Origin of the sequence: Phaeovulum sp. (genome assembly GCF_047638075.1) — a bacterium.
Taxonomy (GTDB): Bacteria; Pseudomonadota; Alphaproteobacteria; order Rhodobacterales; family Rhodobacteraceae; genus UBA6197.
On sequence record NZ_JBLJBV010000064.1, the window covers coordinates 40,947 to 62,989 of the forward strand.

At 60.2% G+C, this 22,043-nt stretch carries 21 protein-coding genes and 2 pseudogenes; 4 read left to right on the plus strand and 19 right to left on the minus strand.

The window, feature by feature from the left end; all coding sequences use genetic code 11:
- Positions 1–46 precede the first annotated feature (46 nt).
- Positions 47–1,552, minus strand: a complete 1,506-nt coding sequence (locus tag ACM62R_RS09840) for an MDR family MFS transporter (RefSeq protein WP_415183876.1) — start codon at positions 1,550–1,552, stop codon at positions 47–49.
- A 428-nt stretch (positions 1,553–1,980) separates the two neighbouring features.
- Here ACM62R_RS09840 and ACM62R_RS09845 point away from each other — a divergent pair, with 428 nt between their 5' ends.
- Positions 1,981–2,451 (plus strand): carboxymuconolactone decarboxylase family protein, encoded by a 471-nt coding sequence (locus ACM62R_RS09845; RefSeq protein WP_415183877.1) that lies wholly within the window; start codon positions 1,981–1,983, stop codon positions 2,449–2,451.
- Between the two features lie 187 nt (positions 2,452–2,638).
- Here the strand turns inward: ACM62R_RS09845 and ACM62R_RS09850 are convergent, their stop codons facing one another.
- Both ACM62R_RS09850 and ileS read right to left on the minus strand, forming a co-directional pair.
- Positions 2,639–3,460 (minus strand): EamA family transporter, encoded by an 822-nt coding sequence (locus ACM62R_RS09850; protein ID WP_415183897.1) that lies wholly within the window; start codon positions 3,458–3,460, stop codon positions 2,639–2,641.
- A gap of 203 nt (positions 3,461–3,663) precedes the next feature.
- Positions 3,664–6,660, minus strand: coding sequence for an isoleucine--tRNA ligase (ileS, locus tag ACM62R_RS09855; RefSeq protein WP_415183878.1), 2,997 nt, complete (start codon positions 6,658–6,660; stop codon positions 3,664–3,666).
- Between the two features lie 813 nt (positions 6,661–7,473).
- On the opposite strand from ileS, the pseudogene ACM62R_RS09860 reads away from it, so the two are divergent.
- Positions 7,474–8,523, plus strand: a pseudogene (locus tag ACM62R_RS09860) (IS3 family transposase).
- Between the two features lie 394 nt (positions 8,524–8,917).
- On the opposite strand, the gene ACM62R_RS09865 reads toward ACM62R_RS09860, so the two are convergent.
- From ACM62R_RS09865 to ACM62R_RS09930, 14 genes and pseudogenes are all read right to left on the minus strand, one after another.
- On the minus strand, positions 8,918–9,391 hold the full coding sequence (locus ACM62R_RS09865) for a transposase (protein ID WP_415183898.1): 474 nt from the start codon (positions 9,389–9,391) through the stop codon (positions 8,918–8,920).
- Positions 9,391–9,563, minus strand: a pseudogene (locus tag ACM62R_RS09870) (IS630 family transposase); the annotation flags it as partial. The pseudogene ACM62R_RS09870 and the gene ACM62R_RS09865, both read right to left, overlap by 1 nt.
- Positions 9,564–9,657: 94 nt before the next feature.
- On the minus strand, positions 9,658–10,191 hold the full coding sequence (locus ACM62R_RS09875) for an RES family NAD+ phosphorylase (RefSeq protein WP_415183879.1): 534 nt from the start codon (positions 10,189–10,191) through the stop codon (positions 9,658–9,660).
- A complete protein-coding gene (locus ACM62R_RS09880; RefSeq protein ID WP_415183880.1) occupies positions 10,188–10,538 on the minus strand; it encodes an antitoxin Xre/MbcA/ParS toxin-binding domain-containing protein in 351 nt (116 codons plus the stop codon). Before ACM62R_RS09880 ends, ACM62R_RS09875 begins: the two co-directional genes overlap by 4 nt.
- Before the next feature lie 49 nt (positions 10,539–10,587).
- Positions 10,588–11,130, minus strand: coding sequence for a DsbE family thiol:disulfide interchange protein (locus tag ACM62R_RS09885; protein WP_415183881.1), 543 nt, complete (start codon positions 11,128–11,130; stop codon positions 10,588–10,590).
- Positions 11,123–11,284, minus strand: coding sequence for a heme exporter protein CcmD (gene ccmD, locus ACM62R_RS09890; protein WP_415183882.1), 162 nt, complete (start codon positions 11,282–11,284; stop codon positions 11,123–11,125). The genes ACM62R_RS09885 and ccmD overlap by 8 nt, the downstream gene beginning before the upstream one ends.
- Entirely contained in the window at positions 11,284–12,012 is a 729-nt protein-coding gene (locus tag ACM62R_RS09895) for a heme ABC transporter permease (protein ID WP_415183883.1), read from the minus strand. Before ACM62R_RS09895 ends, ccmD begins: the two co-directional genes overlap by 1 nt.
- 64 nt (positions 12,013–12,076) lie before the next feature.
- Positions 12,077–12,733, minus strand: coding sequence for a heme exporter protein CcmB (ccmB, locus tag ACM62R_RS09900; protein WP_415183884.1), 657 nt, complete (start codon positions 12,731–12,733; stop codon positions 12,077–12,079).
- Between the two features lie 142 nt (positions 12,734–12,875).
- A complete protein-coding gene (gene ccmA, locus ACM62R_RS09905; RefSeq protein WP_415183885.1) occupies positions 12,876–13,508 on the minus strand; it encodes a heme ABC exporter ATP-binding protein CcmA in 633 nt (210 codons plus the stop codon).
- Positions 13,509–13,545: 37 nt separating this feature from the next.
- On the minus strand, positions 13,546–13,923 hold the full coding sequence (locus ACM62R_RS09910) for an Mth938-like domain-containing protein (protein ID WP_415183886.1): 378 nt from the start codon (positions 13,921–13,923) through the stop codon (positions 13,546–13,548).
- A 1-nt stretch (position 13,924) separates the two neighbouring features.
- Positions 13,925–14,917 (minus strand): protein translocase subunit SecF, encoded by a 993-nt coding sequence (gene secF, locus ACM62R_RS09915; RefSeq protein WP_415183887.1) that lies wholly within the window; start codon positions 14,915–14,917, stop codon positions 13,925–13,927.
- Between the two features lie 10 nt (positions 14,918–14,927).
- Positions 14,928–16,583 (minus strand): protein translocase subunit SecD, encoded by a 1,656-nt coding sequence (secD, locus tag ACM62R_RS09920; RefSeq protein WP_415183888.1) that lies wholly within the window; start codon positions 16,581–16,583, stop codon positions 14,928–14,930.
- 9 nt (positions 16,584–16,592) lie between these two features.
- Positions 16,593–16,931, minus strand: coding sequence for a preprotein translocase subunit YajC (gene yajC, locus ACM62R_RS09925; protein ID WP_415183889.1), 339 nt, complete (start codon positions 16,929–16,931; stop codon positions 16,593–16,595).
- Positions 16,932–17,149: 218 nt separating this feature from the next.
- Positions 17,150–18,313, minus strand: a complete 1,164-nt coding sequence (locus ACM62R_RS09930; RefSeq protein WP_415183890.1) for a M20 aminoacylase family protein — start codon at positions 18,311–18,313, stop codon at positions 17,150–17,152.
- Between the two features lie 61 nt (positions 18,314–18,374).
- Here ACM62R_RS09930 and mazG point away from each other — a divergent pair, with 61 nt between their 5' ends.
- Positions 18,375–19,208 (plus strand): nucleoside triphosphate pyrophosphohydrolase, encoded by an 834-nt coding sequence (gene mazG / locus ACM62R_RS09935; protein ID WP_415183891.1) that lies wholly within the window; start codon positions 18,375–18,377, stop codon positions 19,206–19,208.
- Positions 19,209–19,253: 45 nt separating this feature from the next.
- Here mazG and ACM62R_RS09940 read toward each other — a convergent pair whose 3' ends face one another.
- On the minus strand, positions 19,254–20,069 hold the full coding sequence (locus tag ACM62R_RS09940) for a sulfite exporter TauE/SafE family protein (protein ID WP_415183892.1): 816 nt from the start codon (positions 20,067–20,069) through the stop codon (positions 19,254–19,256).
- A 67-nt stretch (positions 20,070–20,136) separates the two neighbouring features.
- On the minus strand, positions 20,137–21,126 hold the full coding sequence (gene dusA / locus ACM62R_RS09945; RefSeq protein ID WP_415183893.1) for a tRNA dihydrouridine(20/20a) synthase DusA: 990 nt from the start codon (positions 21,124–21,126) through the stop codon (positions 20,137–20,139).
- Positions 21,127–21,344: 218 nt separating this feature from the next.
- Here dusA and ACM62R_RS09950 point away from each other — a divergent pair, with 218 nt between their 5' ends.
- On the plus strand, positions 21,345–22,007 hold the full coding sequence (locus tag ACM62R_RS09950; RefSeq protein ID WP_415183894.1) for a hypothetical protein: 663 nt from the start codon (positions 21,345–21,347) through the stop codon (positions 22,005–22,007).
- The last annotated feature ends 36 nt before the right edge of the window (positions 22,008–22,043 follow it).

Here is a 22,043-nt window from a genome sequence, read left to right on the forward strand (position 1 = left end):
CCTTGGCACCCTGCATCCCCAAAGGCAGGCCGGAACCCGTGTGCCCTTACCGCACCTCATGCGACAGGATTGGAAAATGACGCGGCGCGACCATCAAAACGGCGATCATCAATACTGCAATTGCGGCCATGCCCAGATACAGATCATGTGTCGCCAACGCGATCGTATCACGCAGATAGGACGCGGTGCCTGACTGTGCGTGCGCTGAATGCAAGGCTGCGATGACCCCGTTCACATCAGGCGGCAGCGCATCCGCGATTGCCGCGGGGGCCTTGGCCAACCGTTTTGACACAACCGCATTGAAAATGGCACCAAACAGCGCCGCACCCAGGCTTTGCCCCAGATAGCGCGAAAACATGCTGGCCCCGGTCACCACGCCGCGCCGATCCCATCCAACCACCGACTGCACCCCCACCAGCAAGGATGTGGAAACAAGCCCAAGGCCAGCGCCCAGCGTCACCTGAACCACAACTACCTGCCATACGGGTTGCGGCGCCCGGATCAGCAAAAACCCGATGGCCGCAATCAAGATCAGGGCCGCCCCCGCCGATGCCGTGTCCCGAAAACCGATCCGCATGTAAAGCCGGCTGGAATAGGCCGAGGCAACAGGCCAGCCGATGCTCATGGTTGCCAGCACCAGCCCTGCGGCAATGGCGCCAAGCCCTTGGACAGACTGCGAAAAGGTCGGCAGGTAGGCGCTTGGCGCCATCATCAGCGCCCCCATGCCCAGCATGGCCAGATTTGACACCGCCAGATCGCGCCGGCGCCACAACCAGCCCGGCATCACCGGGTCGGATGCTTTTCGCTCTACATAGACCGTCAGCGTCAACAGTACCGCGGCCGCCGCAAAAATCGCAGCACTGGTGGCGGACAGCCATGGCCACGCCTGCCCGCCCTGCAAGAGACCAAATATCACCGTCCCAACCGTCGCAAGCACCAGCGCAGAACCGGCATAATCAATCCGCGGTTGGCGCGGTTCAAACTTTTCATGCAAGAGCGTGCCGATAAGCCCCAGCGCCAACGCGCCGATGGGCAGGTTGATCAGGAATATCCAACGCCATGACACATATTCCGCCAGCGCCCCGCCCAAAAGCGGCCCAACGATCGCCGCAACACCCCAGACGCTTGACAACCAGCCCTGAACCGCACCGCGTTCACGAACCGAATAAAGATCGCCCGCCAGTGTTGAAACCGTCGCCATGATGGCGCCGGCCCCCAACCCCTGCAAACCGCGAAACACGATCAGCGAAATCATGTCCCAGGCCAGCGAGGACGCCGCCGAGCCGGCCAGAAATATCAACGTCCCCGCGATCAGCACCGGTTTGCGGCCAAACAGGTCCGACAGCTTGCCATAAATCGGGATCGTCACGGTTTGGGCCAGCAGGTAGATCGAAAAGACCCAACTGAACAACCTGAACCCGCCCAGATCCCCCACGATCTGCGGAATGGCCGTCGACACGATGGTGGTATCCATCGCCGCAAGCATCATGGTGCACATGAGCGCCGCCAGAATCAGCCTGCGGGGGTCGGTATGTCGCTCTTGCTTTGCCATCATCCAACCTCTTTAATGAGAACCGTTCTGAGATAGTCGACGACGACGCTTGATTGCAAGCGCATTGGCGGCTTTATCCCTGCGGATCAACCGCCCCCTGATACGCTGAATCCTAACCCCGAAAGCTGGCTTAACGGGGTTTTTCAAGGGGTAATCCCTGCCCGGTGCTTTTTCACGATTATGCGAGCCTGCCTGCCATGCGGCATCTGCCGGCCATGGCAGGTGTTCAATATGACACTTTCTTGAACCATAGGATCACCTCTATAGACGGGCGCATCGGGCGAAAATCGTAGCATCGTTTTTGCACGACTTCGTGTGCCCCCGGTTTTGCCATTTGCAAACAGCTCGGCAACGCGCGAAGCAGATCCGCAGGGCTGAAAAACGCACCGCGACGCGCCGGCCCTCGCTCAACACAAAGGAAGACGACAATGAACGCAAGATTGATCCCCGCCAAGGTTGCCCCAGGCGTCTACAAGGCCTTGGCCGGGTTGCAGGAATATGTCAACAATTGCGGGCTGGAGCCAAGCCTTGGCGAATTGGTCAAGCTGCGCGCCTCGCAGATCAACGGCTGTGCCTGGTGCATGGACATGCATACCAAGGACGCGCGCGCCGCTGGTGAAACCGAACAACGGCTCTATCTGCTCAGCGCGTGGCGGGAATGCGCTTTCTACACCCCGCGCGAACGCGCAGCCCTTGCCTGGACCGAGGCTGTGACCTCCATTTCCAGCGGTGATGTGTCCGACGAAGTTTATGACGCCGCCCGCGCCCAATTCAGCGAAGAAGAACTGGTCAATCTTAATGCGGCAGTGATTGCCATCAACAGCTGGAATCGCATGAATGTGGCGTTCCAGGTTCCGCCGGGCGACTACAAACCCGCCACACACAAGGCCGCCAAGTGATTGGCCCTCTTTGTGGCAACGCTTTGAGGGGCAAGAACACCTGAAAACGCCAGTTGATTGCGCGGCCGGGGTCGTCAGGTTCCGGCGCGCGCACGACCCTTGGGCAAGGGCTTGTGTGCAAGGACCGGGCAGGCACCGTTTACCGGACGGCATTGGCCGGGGTCAGGTGCGGTCAGGCGTCTGCCGCCTAAAGCCGGGTCAGGATCACACCCGCCACGATCATGACCGCGGCCATTGCCTTGGTCGGGGTCATCCGTTCGTGAAACACCAACCACCCGATCAGCACCGCAAACAGGATTGAGGTTTCGCGCAGCGCCGCGACCACCGCAATCGGCGCCACCGTCATCGCCCAGACCGATATCGCATAGGCCCCATAAGACGCCGCCGAGGCAAAACCGCCCAATGCCCAGCCGCGCAGGCCACCCGACAGCATTCCGCGCCCCTTCCACGCCACCATGCCCACCGAAAACAGGATCCCATCCAAAATGAAAATCCAGCCAACATAGGCCACCGCATCGCCAGACACGCGCGCGCCCAGCCCGTCAATCAGCGTATAACTGGCCGTTGCCGCCGCCGATCCCAACGCAAAAGGCAGCATCCGGCGCGACTCTCCGGATGTGAAAATTCCGCGGGACATCAACAAGATACCAAGCCCCAGCACCGCAATACCCGCATATTGCCCGGCGCTGACCGCATCGGCCAGAAATAGCGCGCCGATCAGCGCCACCGCCATCGGGGCCGCCCCGCGCGCGATCGGATAGACCCGGCTCAGGTCGCCCTGCTCATAGGCGTAGGTCAGGAAAAACTTGTAAGCAAAATGGGTACAACCCGCCGCAAGAACCCAAGGCAGCACCGCCACATTCGGCCAGGGCCGGGTCATCACCACGGCCAGCCCAATCGGGATTTCCATCACCGACAGCACCACCATCGAGCCGACTTTTGACGCCCCGATCTTGATCAGCGCATTCCAAAGCGCGTGCAGGAAAGCCGCCCCCAGAACCGCCAGCATTACCCCGACTGTCACCGCCTGCCCGCCCCCTGCCCCTGCTTTGCGCCTATCGGTAAACCGGCGCCGGGTTCACGGCAAGGGCCACCGGGGCCTGTGCACAACGCTTATGACATAGCGGCATGGCTCTGCTGGCCGCCCGCCCCCCCGTGGTCGCCCTGGTTTGATGGGGGCGCGGCCACGGGGGGCAGGCGGTCAACCAAAGATCAGCCCAGTGCCGCGTTGCAGCGCGCGCAGGTGCAGGGGTGGGCGTGGGTGCCCACGTCGGGCAGGATCTTCCAGCAGCGGTCGCATTTGTCGCCCGGCGCCAATTCAAACACCACGCCGATGCCGGGGATCTCGGGCAGGCGGAAGGCCTCGTTCGGGGCCGGGTCGGCGGTCAGCACCAGATCCGAGGTGATGCACAGATCGGCAAAGGGGACCGATTTGAGCGCCGTCAACAGGCCCGCATCCTCGATGTGGACCACGGGCGCGGCCTCAAGGCTGGCACCGATGACCTTCGCGGTGCGCTGCACCTCAAGTGCTGCGGTGACAACGCGGCGGGCGCGGCGGATGCCGTCCCATTTCGCGGCAAGGGCATCGTCCCGCCACCCCTCGGGGGTTGCGGGCATATCCAGCAGATGGACCGACGACTCTTCGCCCGGAAAGCGCGACAGCCAGACATCTTCCATCGTGAACGCCAGGATCGGCGCCAGCCAGGTGGTCAGCCGGTGGAACAGCAGGTCCAGCACGGTGCGCGTCGCCCGCCGCGCGGCACTATCCGCAGTATCGCAATAGAGGCTGTCCTTGCGGATATCAAAGTAGATCGCTGACAGATCAACTGTGCAAAAGTTGAACAGCGCCTGAAACACGCCCTGGAAATCATAGGCAGCATAGCCCTTGCGAACGGTCTGATCCAGTTCCGCCAGACGGTGCAGCACCCAGCGTTCCAGTTCCGGCAAATCGGCGGCGGCGACGCGTTCGGCCTCGGAAAAATCAGCAAGGTTGCCCAGCATGAAACGCATGGTATTGCGCAGCCTGCGGTAGCTGTCGGCCACGCCTTTCAAGATTTCCTTGCCGATCCGCTGGTCATTGGTGAAATCAACCTGCGCCACCCAAAGCCGCAGAATATCGGCGCCGTATTCCTTGACCACCGCGTCAGGCAAGATCGTATTGCCCAATGATTTGGACATTTTCATGCCCTTCTCATCCAGCGTGAAGCCATGCGTGACCACGCCCCGGTAGGGCGCGCGGCCCGTGGTGGCGCAGGCTTGCAGCATCGAGGAATGGAACCATCCGCGGTGCTGGTCAGTGCCTTCCAGATAAAGGTCGGCTATTCCGTCGGGCGCCCCATCGGCCCGGTCGCGCAGCACGAAGGCGTGGGTAGAGCCGGAATCGAACCACACATCAAGCACGTCAAAGACCTGCTCGAAATCGTCGGGGTCATAGTCGGGGCCCAGCGCGGTTGCCTTGAAGTCGGGCTTATACCAGACATCGGCACCGTCAGTTTCAAACGCGCGCACGATACGGGCGTTGACATGGGCGTCGCGCAGCAAGAATTCGGGGTCGGTCGGGCGCGCACCTTTTTTGACGAAACAGGTCAGCGGCACGCCCCAGGCGCGTTGGCGCGACAAGACCCAATCGGGCCGCGCCTCGATCATCGAGTAAAGCCGGTTGCGCCCGGTCTGCGGCGTCCACTGCACCAGTTGGTCGATAGAGGTCAGCGCGCGGCTGCGGATCGTATCGCCGTAAGTGCCCATGCCGTCGTCCAGCTTTTTGTCGATGGCGGCAAACCACTGCGGCGTGTTGCGGTAGATCAGCGGCGCCTTTGAGCGCCAGCTATGCGGGTAGCTGTGCTTCAACTTACCCTTGGCCAGAAGCGCGCCGCAATAGGCCAACTGCTTGATGACGCTGACGTTTGCCGGGCCCTCCTTACCCTCTGGGGTGATGATCTGCTGGCCGCCGAACAGCGGCAGATCGGCGCGGTAGCTGCCATCAGGCTCAACGTTGTAGGTCATCTTCAGGTCGGGGTGGCTGGGCCCCTGAAATTTCAAAAACAGCTGATAGTCGTCATCGCCATGGCTGGGTGCTGTGTGCACAAAGCCCGTGCCCGCATCGTCGGTAACATGATCGCCGGGCAGCATCGGCACGGGATAATCCCATTCGCCGCTCGCACCCGCAACGCCACGGAACGGATGGGCGAGGGTCATTTCCGAAAGGCTGTTGCTGTCCAACTCGAACAGGCGCACCGCCTTGGCCTTGGCCTTTTCAAACGTCTCCTCCGCACGCGACATGGCCAGAACGACAACCTCGCCCAGGTTTGCGGTGGACCCCTCGCCCGTCTCGGTGATTTCAAAGGCCGCGTAGGCGATGTCCGGGTTGAACGCGACGGCCCGGTTTTGCGGGATTGTCCAAGGGGTTGTCGTCCAGATCAGAACGCTGGCCGACTTAAGGATTGACGCATTCTTATGGTGCGCATCAGCAGGCGCCCCGGTTGCAGGAAGGGTGCCGCCCTCGTCGATACGGCCCACGAAATCCGCCTGTACCACCGGAAACCGCACCCAGATCGTGTGGCTGGTGTGGTCATGATATTCGACCTCGGCCTCGGCCAAAGCGGTCTTTTCCACCGGCGACCACATCACCGGCTTGGAGCCCTGATAAAGGCTGCCGTTCATCAGCAGCTTCATGAATTCTTCGGCGATCACCGCCTCGGCATGAAAATCCATCGTGAGGTAGGGCGCATCCCACTTGCCGGTGACGCCCAGGCGCTTGAATTCGTCGCGCTGGATATCGATCCAACCCTCGGCGAACTTGCGGCATTCCTGCCGGAAAGCGACGGTGTCAACGGTGTCCTTGTCCAGACCCTTGGCGCGGTACTGTTCCTCGATCTTCCATTCGATCGGCAGTCCGTGACAGTCCCAACCGGGCACATAGCGCGCGTCCTTGCCCATCATCTGCTGCGAACGGACGATGAAATCCTTGAGGATCTTGTTCAGCGCGTGGCCGATATGCAGATGACCGTTGGCATAGGGCGGCCCGTCATGCAGCACGAAGGGTGCGCGGCCCTTTTGCGCGCGCAGCCGGTCATAAATGCCGATCCGCTCCCAATGCGCCAGCCATTCAGGCTCGCGTGCGGGCAGGCCAGCACGCATCGGAAATTCGGTTTGCGGCAGAAAGACGGTGCTGCGGTAATCTGGGCTGGAAGCGGGGGTATCGGCACACATCGGGAAAGTCCTTGATAGGGGAAAGGGCGCGGCGCGCGCCCGGGCATGGCATCACGTCCCGGCGGCTCTGCGGATTGAGAGCGCCGGGCCAGTAATTCGTGCAGGTATGAAGGCCAGCCAGATCATGCCGCCTTATAGGATCGGCTCGCAGGCGCGTAAAGTAGGGGCTTTGAGGGCATATGCGCTTCTTTTTGGCGAAGTTGATTTTGAAAGGTGAAAATGCGGTCGAGGGGGGCATCGGGATCCATGACAGGAGCCTCCGGCAGGAGTATTTTTACCAAAAAAAAGCCGAAAAACTATGAGGGGCGGCAAAGAGTACGCGCCCCATTTTTCTTTCAATTACCCACAAGTTGTCTTGCCGCTTCGCTCAGCCGCCTTGAATCCGACAAGAAGGTCAGCGAGGGGGGCTGGCTGCGCCAAAGGATGGTTGTTCCTGGCGGTAGGTCATGTCGTCGGGCGAGGTAACCGCCAAGCCGTGCGACGGCGTTCGGGTAAAAGGCGAGATCGCGCGTGTAGCCCGGGCGCGGTGCAGGGGGTGTGCGGTCAAGTAGGTCCAAATTCGGCATCGGTGAAAACAGCAGCCGAGGCACCCGCTGGTTCGGCCCTTCCGAGCCAAGTCATCCATGAGAGCCTCCAGGCAGTGTCGCAGGCAAGGGCGATGCAATTGGCCAAGCGGTCTGTGGTGGGCAGGCGAATATCCTCGATCCGGCGGCCGGTCATGAGGGTCTTGAAGAAGGTCTTGATGCAACTTGGTCTCGTCGCGGTTTGGTTCCGGTCTCTTTCGAGCAGTGTTTGCGATGAAGGAGATATGAAATGGCAACGAGATATACGGACGAGTTTCGGCATGATGCGGTGCGTATCGCGATCACAAAGGGACTAACACGGCCTCAAGTTTCATCATATTTGGGTGTTGGACTGTCGACATTGAACAAGTGGGTTCAGCAACATCAGCACGACGATCTGATGTCAGGGCCGGATGAAGACGTTGAGAAGGAGAACAGTCGCCTTCGCAAAGAAGTCCGACTTCTGCGCGAGGAGAGGGAAGTGTTGAAAAACCGGCGATCTTCTTTGCGGGCCAAAGCCCCCTCTCGCGCATGCAAACATGCGCTGCCGGGCAGCGGGCGAGGTTTGCTTTCACCGATGCCTGGAAAGAAAAGTGGTCTGTGGAGCTTCTTTGCCAGATAATACGGGTCACACCGCGTGGGTTCCGTGCGTGGCGGGTGCCCCCAATAAGCCAACGACAACGCGATGGTATGGTAATCTTGGCTCATATCCGTGAAGAGCATCGTTCAAGCCTGCAAAGCCATGGGCGACCTCGGATGACCGAAGCGCTACAAGAACTTGGATTGAAGGTGGGGCACCGTAGGGTCGGACGTCTGATGGGCGAGAATGGCCTCAAGACCATCAGAACGCAGAAATACAAGTCCACGACGGACAGCAATCACACGGTCAACATCGCGCCCAACCTGCTGGATCCGCTGCACGGCAGTCGAATGTTTGTATTCGATGAGAGTGAGGATTTTTCAGCGGATGGGCCGAGCCAGAAGTGCCCTGTCATGGTTTGCAGGCAAACCATTGCCGGGTAACGGGATCTCGCTACTGTTCCAACGAGTATCACGAACGCTTGCCCAAGTACGGCTTCAAGGTATCAATGAGCGGCAAGGGCAATTGCCATGATAATTCCATGGCTGAGGCGTTCTTCAAATCCGTCAAGGCTGAGCCGGTCTGGCGGACCCGATGGAAGACACGTCCGTCAAGCCGCGGGCGCGATCTTCCCATATATCAACGGCTTTTATAACCCGCGCCGACGCCATTCATACTCGGCGGGAAAAGCCCTTGGCATTTGAGCGAAAGGCCGCATGAATGAGTTGAGAGGCCGGAACGCAAGCGTGACAAGACCACAACGCCGCAGCCACCGATCCGCGCCGAATTTACAGAGCGCCCACCGCCGATCAGGCTGCCGCCGAGTTGGACGCTTTCGAGGGAAAATAGGTCGGGCAATACGCCTCGTATCGCTCCGGTCTGGCGGCGGGCAAGGCAAGAGGTGATCCCGTTCTTCGCCTTTGATCCGTTGTGCGCTACAAACGATTCTCCGGATCGTTTGCCTCACGCTTCAACTTCGCAAGATCATCTACATGACGAATGCCATTGAGAGCTTGAACCGGTTGATCCCGTAATCAATCAGGGCGCCCGGCTCGTTCCGACCGAAGAGGCCGCGACCAAGCTGATCTACCTGGTGTTCCGAGTCTGACATTTCCTACCTGTTTCCATCTATTTCATCCAGTGCGTCGAGTGCGCGGCGCTCTCGGATGAGGATGTCCTCTGTGCTTTTGGTCCACCTGAAGGGCTTTGGCTTTTCGCTCTGCTGGGCGAGATGGTCGGAGATCGCGGTTTCCAGATCACCGACGCTGGAATCGCTGCCGCGTCGGATGCGTTTTGAGGTGATCTTGGCAAAGAAGCGCTCCACAAGGTTCAGCCATGATGCGCTGGTGGGCGTGAAATGCAGCTTTAAGCGCGGGTGCTTGTCCAGCCGGGCTTTCACCTCAGGCGTCTTGTGGGTGGCGTAATTGTCGAGCACCAGATGCACATCGCGACGCGCGGGCACGGCCTTGTCGATCTGCGCCAGGGATTTCAGGAGCCTTTTCGCCCCCCTCTCGTGGTTCGCGGGCAAACTACTGCCGGGCAGCGGATGTCGCGGCCTGCAATCAACGATTACCGCGCCCGATTTCACATCCGGCGCGGCGAAAAGCGTGGTCGTGCCGTGACGCTTGAAGTCGTACGTCATGATCGCGGCGCGGCCCTATCTTGAGCGGTAGACCAGGTTGAATGCGGCCGAGTGCCTGGATCTGTGACTTCTCATCAACGCAAAGAACAACCGTCCGGTCCGGTGGGGCGAGGGAAAGGTAACAAACGGACCTGCACCTAAACGTCAAACGGTGACAACGGGCCTGCTAGATTATGACGGAGACCAAAGCCAACGTAACGCTTGAGAAAAGCTCAGCCAAGCCGGTGGTCGCTATCATTCAATGTCAGTCGCGTCTGCCCGCCGCCCCAACGCCATAGTACGAGGTTGGTGGCACTGGCTGGCGCCCCACGGGCATAGCTTGGCGTCAACATCCCGGCATAACCCTCGGAAATCATTTCCTCGGCAAGGGCTTGGGTAGGGGCCACACCCTCTTTCAACATCCCCAGCCGCCAATCATCGGCGGCCAGCATATCAGCCGCCACCCCCCGGCTGGCAAGCGCGACAGGATCGGTTGCGTCAAAAATCGGCCATAAATCGGCATCATAAGACACCAGGGTTGTGGGTTGCAGCGGTTCGCCCACCTGCCCCGCCTCGCGTAACGCCGTCAGAATATGTGTTGCAGTGTAAAGCGCCGACCGACCGGGCCGATTGAAGCGGCCGCCATGGCGGCGCGCCCCCTCGCCCGACAATGGCTCTGCCGCCCAGCGGGGGTTCAGCGCACGATACAGCAGCCCCACCCAATGCAGGGCTGGTGCGGGCGCCCGATCACCAATAGGCGGCGTCATGCAAAGACGCCGTCATCCACCGCGTCAAGATAGTCCATAACCGCGCCTGCTTGCCCGTCGCGCACCAGCGCCATGGCACTTTGCCCGCCAAAACCCGCAAGCGGTTCCGAGCGAAACCACGCATAGGCCAGCAGCGACGAGCCAAACCGCGGCTCAATCCGGTTGAGAATTTCCACCAGTTCGCGCAGCCGGGTCTGGGTCTTGGCGGACGCCAGCCGATCCTTGCGCGCGATCGCGTCACGGCCAAGGCCCAGTGTGCGCGCCACCTCTTCTTGCGAGGTGCGCAGCTCTGCGGCCAGAAGCCGTGGCGAAAACAGCGCGTTTTCAGAGAATGCAGCAATGTTCATGATCCACCCCACACCTAGTGACGTTAATATACGTCAAAAATCGTGGAATTCAAGGTTCGACAGAGGTGATTTCGCCCAACAGCGGGCGCAGATCCTTGTCGATCACACGCTGCGTGACAGGCCCGGCAAAGCGGAAAAGTATCTTGCCGTCCCCATCAACAACAAAGGTTTCCGGCACACCGTAAACGCCCCATTCCAGCCCCATCCGGCCAGACCTGTCAGCGCCCTTGGCGGTGTAGGGATCCCCCAGTTCCGCCAGAAACCGAAGCGCCTTTGCATCGGTATCCTTGTAGTTCACGCCGTAGATCTGAACCCCCTGATGGGCAAGCGCCGAAAGGTTGGGGTGTTCAACGCGGCAGGGCGCGCACCAACTGGCCCAGAAATTGACCAGCTTTACCTGCCCGTCGCGTAAATTGACGTCGGTAAAAGGCGCCCCGTCGCCCAGGGGCGTCATCTGCACCGCCGGGGCCTCTTTGCCAGCCAGGGCCGAGGGCAACTGCCGCGGGTCATCACGCGTCATTCCCCAAAGAAACATCCCTGCCAAGCCCGCAAAAACCAGCGGCGGCAACATCATGAGCGAAACTTTAGCCATTATTATTGCGCCCCATCCGGGCCTCCTGCGCCTCGAGCGCGCGCTTCACGCGGGCCGAACGCCAAAGCGACAGCGCCACCAGTGCCAAAATCAATACAATGGTGACCCCATAAGCCCCCATCACCGAACCCGCGTATTTGCCAAGATCGGGCATCATGCCATCCTTTCGCGCGCTTCCAGCGCCGCCAGACGGCGGGCACGAATTTCGGTTCGCGTGCGGATCAGTACCAGTGTCAAAAACAACAGGATGAACCCGGCGATACACAGCAAAAGCGGGTACCAAAACACATCTGCCACATTCTCCTTCTCGTCCAGCGACAGGCTGGCGCCTTGATGCAGCCCCTGATTCCAGAAGTTCACCGCATACCGGCTAAGCAGCGCAAAGACCGACCCGACAAGACACAAAACCCCGGTCAGATCCGCCGCGGTGTCAGGGTTGTCGATCGCTTCCCAAAGCGCCATGTAGCCCAGATAGAATAAAAACAGGATCAGGAACGAGGTCAGACGCGGATCCCATTCCCACCAGGTGCCCCACATCGGCTGCCCCCAGATTGCCCCGGTAAAAAGCGCGATCAGCGTCATCACCATGCCCACAGGTGCCGCGGCCTTGGCCGCCAGGGCAGATACATGGTGCCGCCGGACCAACCAGATCAATGAGGTCACAAGCATCATTACCCAGATATTGATCGCCATCATCGCCGCAGGAACATGGATATAAATGATCTTGACGGTCGAGCCCTGCTTGTAATCGTCCGGGGTAAAGAAAAATCCCCAGATCAAGCCCCCCAACAGGGCCGCAATCGCCAAACCCGTCACCCAAGGCAAAGCCCAGGACGAGGTCTGCATGAATTTCTTCGGATTGGCATATTCCCAGATCGACATGGGTACTGGCTACTTTCTTTCTGTTCGCGCGATCAACTCACTATCACGTCAGCGATCAAATTCCTTAGCGCAGATTGACGCGGATGGCAGCAGCCGACGCAAAAGGCACCAGCGCCACGGTCGCCGCAGTAATTCCCGCCAACATCAGCAGCGCGGCACTGGTCTCCATTCCATCGGCGCCCCTGCGCACAAGCTCTGCCCCGAAAATCAACGTGGGAACATAAAGCGGCAAAACCAGAAGCGACAGCAAAAGCCCGCCCCGCTTCAACCCCACCGTCAACGCCGCCCCAAAAGTGCCCAGCACCGATAACGCCGGCGTCCCAACCATCAGCGACACCACAAGCCAAAAATAGCCCGTACCCGGCAAATGCAGCAGCACCCCGAAAATGGGCGCCGCCAGAACCAACGGCAGCCCCGTAGTGATCCAATGCGCCAGCGCCTTGATCGTCACCACCCCCTCCAGCGGGATCGGCGCGGTTGCCAGCAGATCCAGCGACCCATCCTCGAAATCCAGCGCAAAGATCCGGTCAAGCGACAAAAGGCACGCCAAAAGCGCGCCCACCCACAATATCCCCGGCGCAATCCTTGCCAAAGTGCCCCCCTCAGGCCCTACACCAAAGGGCACCAACGTGGTGACAATCAAAAAGAACGCAAGCCCAAGGCCAAAGCCACCACCCGCGCGGATGGCCAGTCTCAGATCCCGTATCAACAAGGCTATCATGCCCAGCCCCCGGCAAAGGCAGATCTGCCCCTACACCCGCCTGACGAATGTGCCGTTTGACAGGACTCACAAACCCGCAGGGCTTTTTTTTGGCAACAATACTCCCCGCGGAGCGTCCCGCACCCGTAGCCCTCACCCCATATCATGTGAAGGCCTCATCAAAGCCGCCGACGATTCCACCCGCTTGCGGAGAACGCGCCCTGAAGGGGCCAAGATCCAGGATCTCGGCCTCGTCTATTCCAAGGTCGATATGCGTCGCCATCAGGGCCGCACCACCCGCCGCCAGATGCGCGCGAACAGCCGCCACGAACAACGCGACAGAGGCCACATCAAGCGAAACCGTCGGCTCATCCAACACCCAAAAGGGGCGGTCCGTAACCAATAATCTCGCAAGGCCCAACCGGCGCTTTTGACCTGCCGACAGGCTCATCGCGGCACGATCTGCCAGCGCCTCGAGATTCATCGCGGCCAGCACCGGGGCGACATCGCCCGAGCCGTACACCGACGCCCAAAACCGAAGATTCTCGCGTACCGTCAGGGTGGATTTCAACCCATCCGCATGGGCCGCATAGGCAATGGTTTCGGGTGGCATCGAAATCTTGCCTTTCAGGGCGGGTTGCAAACCGGCAAGCGTGCGAAGCATCGTTGTTTTGCCAATGCCATTCGGGCCGCGCAACACCAGCGCACGACCCGCTTGCAGGCTGAAACTCACCCCCTCAAGGACAGGCACCCCCCCGCGCGACACCGCAAGATCAGAAACCGAAAGCACATTCATGCGGCCATCCACCCCAATGCCCTGCGCGGCGCAAGGCTCAGCATGCTGTTTCGCGACGCCCCGGCATCGGCAACAATGCTGCCGCCACGCGGCGGCCCTCAGACAAGAGCACATTATAGGTGCGTGCCGCCGAAGGGGTCGACATCGGCTCGGCCATCAGCCCCCGACTTTCCAGTGCTGCGATCAGATCGGGCGGCAGATGTGCAATCTCGGCCCCGGTGCCGATGAACAGCACATCAATCGCCCCCGCAAGAGACAACAGCGGCGCGCGGTCCGCGTAGCCCTGCCAACCGGTCAACCCCTCGGCACGAATGACAATACCGCCGGGATAGACGATACCATCCACACGAAAGAACCCCGGCCCATAGCCGTCAATCGGTAAAGCCGAACCAAAGCTGGTTTCAATCAAAGGCATATCAGGACTTGGACCCGTTATCAGGCATCTTTTCGGTAAAGAATTTATCGGCGCCGTCCGCCTTCTTTTTCGGATCCCGGTTCAATCCCAAAAACAGCACCACGTTCTTGGCCACGAAAACCGATGAGTAGGTGCCGACCACCACCCCCCAGGTCATCGCAAACACGAAGCCGCGAATAACGTCACCCCCCAGCACCAACAGCGCAATCAGCGCAATCAGCGTCGTCCCCGAAGTCATCACCGTGCGTGACAGAGTTTCGTTGACCGACAGGTTCATCACATCTCGCAGCGGCATGGTCTTGTATTTCATCAGGTTTTCGCGCAGTCGGTCAAAAATCACCACTGTATCGTTGATCGAATACCCCAAAATCGTCAGCAGTGCCGCGATGATCGTCAGGTCGAACTTGATCTGGAACAGCGCAAATATGCCCACTGTCACCGTGATATCATGGACCAGCGCAATCACTGCCCCAACTGACATCTGCCATTCAAAGCGTAACCAGATATAGGCCAGAATTGCCAGCGTCGCCCCCAGGACAGCCTCTATCGCCGTCTTGATCAACTCACCCGAAACCTTGGGGCCAACGGATTCCACCGATTGGAATTTGATAGATTTATCATACCCTTGCAAGGCCGTCTCAACGCGGGCGATCACCTCGGGGCTTATGCTCTCCGCGCCCTCTTGCGCCTGGATGCGGATCATTGCGACGTGTTTGTCAGCCGCAAAAGTCGGGTCGAACACCTCGGAAATTGCAACATCGCCCAGATCCAGCGGCGTCATCACCGCCCGGTATGCCCCCACATCCACCGCGCCGGTCGATTCCGTGCGGATCGTGGTGCCCCCCCGAAAGTCGATACCAAAGTTGAGGCCCATGGTAATGGTCACGATGATCGAGGCCACAACCATCAACACGGAAAAGCCAAAGGTCGCCCACGCGTGGCGGAAGAAATCCCAATGAGTAACCTCGGGGACCAGTTTCAGACGGAATGCCATGTCTATCCCCTTACACAATAACGGTTTTTGGGCGGCGGTAGCCGTACCACACCACGATCAGCACCCGCGTTACATATATCGCGGTAAAGACCGAGGTCAGAATGCCGATCACCAGCGTCACCGCAAAGCCCCGCACCGGGCCAGAGCCCGCGATGAACAGGATCGCCGCAGTGATGAAGGTGGTGATATTGGCATCGACAATCGCTGACATAGCCTTTTCATATCCCAGCTCAATCGCGCGGGCGGGGCCACGGGCGGTTTTCAGCTCTTCGCGGATACGCTCAAACACCAGCACATTGGCGTCGACGGCCATGCCAATCGTCAAGACGATCCCGGCAATACCCGGCAAGGTCAGCGTGCCGCCGATCATCGACAGAATGCCAAAAATCAGTGCAATGTTCACCCCCAGCGCCACCGAGGCAAAGACCCCAAAGAGGCCATAGCAGGCGATCATGAACACAACGACCGCGACCAGGCCCACAAGCGCGGCAACGCGACCCGCGTCAATGCTGTCCTGACCCAGTTCCGGGCCGATGGTGCGTTCTTCCAGAAAGGTCATTTTTGCCGGAAGCGCACCCGCGCGCAACAGCACCGCAAGATTGGTCGAACTTTCAACCGTGAAATTACCGGTGATGATGCCGGACCCGCCGGGAATATGGCTCTGGATTTCAGGCGCTGAGATCACCTCATTGTCCAGAACGATTGCGAAAAGCTGGCCGATATTGGCAGCGGTATAATCACCGAACTTTCGCGCGCCGGTAGTATTGAACCGAAACGCTACCGCAGGGCGGCCATTTTGGTCAAAATCGGGGCGCGCGTCGACCAGGTCATCACCGCTGACAACCGGGGTTGCATCCAGCGTATAGTAGACGTCCTTCTGGTCGAGCGATGGATAGATCACATTGCCGACCCCCGGATTGGCGTCGGGGTTGGAGCCACGCGCCAGCACCGGATGGAAACTGAGTTTCGCCGTAGTGCCGATGATCGCCTTCAATTCAGAAGCAGAACCTATTCCGGGCACCTGAATCAAGACCCGGTCAGAGCCCTGACGCTGAATGGTCGGCTCGCGGGTGCCAACCGCGTCGACACGGCGGCGGATGATCTCAAGGCTTTGCTGCATGGTACGATCATCGGTCGCGGCACGCTCCGCATCGGAAAGGCCGATCACCACCTGGTCGCCCTCGGCGGCTACGGTGATGTCATTTTGGCCTACGCCCGTCAGGCTGACCACCGGGGTCGCCAGCGCCTTGACGGCCGCCAGCGCGTCGGGCAGCTTGGCCGGGTCGCCCACCAGAATACGCAGCGTATCGGCGCTGGAGGGGGCACGGCGCGCCGTGCCGGCGGCTTTGCGGACGGCATCGCGGGCTTCGGGCCAGAGCGCATCCATCCGGGCCTTGTAGACATCTTCAACATGCACCTCGGCCAGAAGATGCGCACCACCGCGCAGATCCAGCCCCAGGTTAACCAGACCCGAGGGCAGGAAATCGGGCCATCTTGCCCGCTCCACCGCCTGCTCGGGGGTCTCGAAACCAGATTTTTCCGCCGCTGACACGGCATCGTTATGCGCCTCGACCCGTCCATAGAACAGGTTGGGCGCAGCGGCCACGATCCCCAGAAGACAAACTCCGAGGATCAGGACCCGCTTCCAAACGGAGATGTACAACATGGGTTAAACTCAGTTCGCGTTGGCGGCAGCAGGTTCGGTTTTCGACAGCACTGTCGTGATCGTTGACTTGACCACACGCACCTTGACGCCGGTCGCGATTTCCACCTCGACCTCACCATCTTCGCGCACATGGGTGACTTTGCCAATGATGCCGCCCTGGGTGATGACCTGATCGCCGCGGCGCAGCGCGTCGACCATGGAGCGGTGCAATTTTGCCTTTTTCTGCTGCGGGCGGATCAGCAGAAAATACATGATCGCAAAGATCAGGATCAGCGGAATGAACTGACCGAAGGCAGCGGCGCCACCGGCGCCACCGGCGGCCTGAGCGTAAGCGGGGGTTGCGAACATGTAGTGGTCCTTTGTCTTTGGGGCCTGTGGCCTGTTGTTTTTTGGCCAAGGGCCCGGTTTTTGCGCGGCAACTTACCTGCGGCCCTTGCCCTTGGCAAGGCGCGCAAAGGCCCCGGCTGGCGCAACACACATATTCGTGCGCCAAGGCCAGTCAGGTGGTGATGCGCCTTCGCAAGCGCAAGGCCCCTGCCCCATCACCACGCTGCGCCATGGATCGCTCAGCCCAAGGGTTGGGCGCGTTCCACCAGGCGCGCAAAGAAAGTCGCGCCAACCGGGGCCAGTTCGTCATTGAAATCATAGGCCGGATGGTGCAGCCCCGCGCTTGGTCCCTGCCCAAGGAAAAGATACGCCCCCGGACGTGCCTCCAGCATGTAAGAGAAATCCTCAGCGCCCATTTCACGCCCGGCATTGGCCTCAACCGCCGCTTCGCCCGACACCTCTGCCGCGACCTCGCCCGCAAGTGCGACCTTTTGGGCGTCATTTACCGTCGGGGGATAACCGCGTTCATAGGTGATCCGCGCGCTGACACCATAAGCGCTGGCGTGGCCGTTGACAATTTCGTGAAAGCGCCTTTCAGCCAGTTCGCGGACTTTGGGGGTAAAGCTGCGGATCGTGGCGCAGAACCAGCCTTCTTCGGGGATGATGTTCGTGGCGCTGCCTGAATGGATCTGGGTGACAGAAACGACCAGCTCATCCAGCGCAAAAAGGTTACGGCTGACAATGGTTTGCAACGCACCGATCATCCCCGCCATTGCCGGAATCGGATCAATGCAATCATGCGGCATCGCGCCATGCCCCCCCTTGCCGGTGACATGAACCCAAGCCGTATCAACCGCCGCCATGAATGGCCCCGGCGTTGTGTGAAAATGCCCAAAGGGGATGTTGGGGGCATTGTGGATGCCATAAATCTGCGTGACGTCAAACCGCTCCATCACACCCTCTTTCACCATCACCCCACCACCACCGCCATCCTCTTCGGCCGGTTGAAACAAAAGCGCGACCGAGCCTGCGAAATTGCGTGTCTCACACAGATATTTCGCCGCGCCCAGCAGCATCGTGGTATGGCCGTCATGCCCGCAGGCGTGCATTTTGCCGGGGGTTTTCGAGGCGTATTCGGCACCGGTAAGTTCCTCAATCGGCAGCGCATCCATATCCGCGCGCAGCCCGATGACCGGACCCTCGGCGCGCCCCTTGATGATTGCCACAATACCGGTTTTGGCAATGCCCTCGTGCAGTTCATCTACCCCGAATTCGCGCAGACGCGCGGCCACGAAGGCGGCAGTTTCGTGGCAATCGAACGACAGTTCGGGGTGGGCATGCAGGTGCCGGCGCCATGCGGTCATTTCTGGGGCCAGGGCGGCTATTCGATTCAGGACGGGCATGTGGACTCTTCCGGGTGGTTGGCGATACTTTCCAAGATCATCCGATTTTAGGCGCCACGCAATGACCAAATCCGACGATGCCCTGATCCAAGACCCGTCGGGCGGGGCCGAACAGCAGATGGCGCGCCTGATTGCCATCATGGCCCGGTTGCGCGACCCCGGCACCGGTTGCCCCTGGGACATCGCGCAGGATTTTGCCAGCATCGCCCCCTATACCATTGAAGAGGCGCACGAAGTTGCCGATGCCATCGCGCGGCAAGCCTGGGATGAGTTGGAAGGGGAACTGGGCGATCTGCTGCTTCAGGTGGTCTATCACACGCAGATGGGCTCCGAGACAGGGCAGTTTGATTTTTCCAGCGTGGCCCGTACGATCTGCAACAAGATGGTGGCCCGGCACCCGCATGTCTTTGGCGATGAAAGCCGTGACAAGACGCCTGAACAGCAAACCGCAGACTGGGAGGCGATCAAGGCGACTGAACGGCGCGCACGGGCCGAAACCGGGGTGCTGGATGGCGTCGCCCTTGGGCTACCGGCGCTGACCCGCGCGCTAAAGCTGCAAAAGCGCGCCGCAAGGGTGGGCTTTGACTGGCCTTCAACCGATGAGGTTCTGGCAAAAATCGTTGAGGAGGCGGGCGAATTGGTCGAGGCGCGGGACACGCTGGGCCCTGATGCGCTGGCCGAAGAGTTTGGCGACCTGATGTTCGTGATGGTCAATCTGGGGCGGCATCTGGGCCTGGATGCCGAAGCCGCGCTACGCGCCACCAACATGAAATTCACGCGCCGCTTTGGCGCAATCGAATCAGCGCTGACAAAACGCGGCAAACGCCCCGAAGACAGCGATCTGGCCGAGATGGACGCGCTATGGGATGCCGCGAAACTGGCCGAACGGGGCTAGGGCACCCATCCCGAGGGTGGCAGGGGTGCTATTGCCCGCCGGGCCTCAGAACAACGCTTTGCGCAGCATGTTGAGGGCGACAAGGATCAAAAACGCGGCAAAGATCCGCTTGAGCAGTCTGGGGTCTGCCCGATGGGCCAGCATCGCCCCCAAGGGCGCCGTCAGCAGGGTCATTGAAATCACGACGCCGAAAGCCGGCAGATTGACAACGCCGATCGTAAGTGGTGGTGCGCTGGGGATTTTCACAAAAAGAAACGCCAACACCGAGGGCGTGGCAATCAGCGCCCCAAACCCCGCCGCTGTCGCCACCGCCCGATGAATTGCCACCCCATGCAGTGTCATCAAGGGCACACCGAACGACCCGCCGCCGATTCCCATCAGCACCGACAAGAACCCTATGACCGGTGACAGACTGGCCCGGATAATGCCCGTCGGCATACGGTTGGCAATGCGCCAATCGCTACGCCCGAACGCCATATAAAGCGCGATCAGCACCGCCAGCCCACCAAAGATCGCCTGCAATGTCGGCGTCCTCAGGCGCGACACGACCATCACCCCCAAGACCGCGCCGACAATGATACCGGGGGCCCAGCCGCGCAGAATACTCCACTCTACCGCGCCCTTCTTATGGTGCGACAACACCGAACGGCATGAGGTCACGATGATCGTGGCAAGCGAGGTCGCAACGCAGACCTGCATCAACTGCTCTGAGCCGTAGCCCATTGTAGAGAACACCCAATAAAACGCGGGCACCAGCACGATGCCGCCCCCTACCCCCAACAACCCCGCAAGCAGACCGGCAAAGGCCCCCACCGCCATCAACGTCAGGATCATCGGTGTCAGCGTGGCTAGATCGGGCATCAGATCCTCCGGGTTTGCATCTGCCTAACGAAGGCGCAGGGCAGATACCAGTGCCCGCATGACGATCTTATAGCACCTGTGCCAGGGCCGCTTCATAAAGGGCAAGGCCCGCCCCCTCGGCGGTGCCCCCTTCCGATAGCACCCGGCGCCAGCCCCGCGCACCGGGGCGGCCGTGAAACAGCCCCAACATATGGCGCGTGATCTGATGCAGCCGGCCCCCACCCGCCAGATGTGCCGCAATCACCGGGCGCATGGCCTCGGCCACATCGAACGGATCCTTCGGTTGGCCCAAACCAAACAGCTCCGCATCCACCGCGCCCAGTGTGTTGAACGGATCATGGTAGGCTGCACGGCCGATCATTACGCCATCAAGGCCCTGCTCCAAAAAGGCTTTGGCCTGCGCAATCCCCGTCACGCCGCCATTGACCGAAAGGTGAAGATGCGGAAACTCGGTCTTCATCCGCAGCACCAACGGGTAATCAAGCGGTGGAATTTCGCGGTTATCCTTGGGCGAAAGCCCCTGCAGCCACGCTTTGCGCGCGTGAATCTGAAAGCGCGTCACCCCCGCCGCCGATACGGTTTCCAAAAAACGCGGCAGCACATCTTCGGGGGTCTGGTCATCAACGCCGATACGGCATTTCACCGTCACCGCAACCGGCGAGGCCGCAATCATCGCTGCCACACACTCCGCCACAAGATCGGGCGTTTTCATCAACACCGCACCGAACGCCCCCGATTGCACCCGATCCGAGGGGCAACCGCAGTTCAGGTTCACCTCATCATAGGCCCAATCAGCCGCGATCCGCGTCGCGCGCGCCAGCTCAGCCGGGTCCGACCCCCCCAGTTGCAGCGCCACCGGATGGTCGCCCTGATGATCCAAAAGCTGCGCCCGCTTGCCATGAACAATCGCCGGCGCGGTGACCATTTCGGTGTAAAGCAACGCAGCACTGGTTAGCTGGCGATGAAACAGACGGCAGTTGCGATCTGTCCAGTCCATCATGGGTGCCACGGAAAGCCGTGACGCCTGACAAGTCGCTGTTTTAACAGTATTTTTCATCTACTCTCGCTCGACTTTCCGCCCGCAAATCACCCGATTTTACCAGGTTTTGCCGAGTTTCGCCGGGTTCTTCGAGCAGAGTTGCTACGGCGTAGCAGTTCACAGCGCGAATCTCTCGCACGGTGCAGGGGGCCGCCAGCGCGGTCGCAGAGCCGCGATTTCCGGGCTTCGCCATCCAATCCAACATTCTGAACATCATCAATCAAGGTACTCTGCACATGTCCAACAATATCATAAATTTTTCGCGATCCCTCAACACTGTGAATTCGAAACCTGCGGCTCAGGTGCTGCCACATCATGTTCCGGGCGCCTCCAATGGCTTGAACAATAAATTCCCGCAAATCCCACCTCACAGTACGTCTGATGGTCGCCGCAAGAAAGACGCCAAATCTCGCAGTATCGAGCCTAACATTCAAGAGATGCCCGGCGAAACTGGAGGACACTCTTACCGTGTGCAGATCCGCAAGTCCGCCAGTGGCCAAAGCTTCAGCTTCACAAGAACGTTTTCGAAACTCTCCATGGCAAGGAAATGGAAGAAACGGAAGCTCGCGGAGATCGAGTTCGATGGCGTGGAGATGGTGGCGAAGAATGGCGACACGGTCGCCGACGCGATTACGGCAAGATTGGCAGTGTACAAATATTTGGGACGCTCCGCACGCCAGCAGCTGAATTGGCTGAAAGCAAGCGACTTCGGCAAACAGAAGCTGTCCGATCTTTCCCTAATTGCCTTGACCGACCTCGCAAATGACATGCTCAACGATGAGCGGCAGCCACAGACGGTGGCCGGATACCCGACCGTCATCGGCCACGAACGCTTCAGCGAGCTGATCGAGAAGGCGAAGGAAGAGAATGGCGTTACCCGCAAGCTTGTCTTATGCTGAACCCGGCTCCTACAGTATGAAGGAGCCACTGCCCGC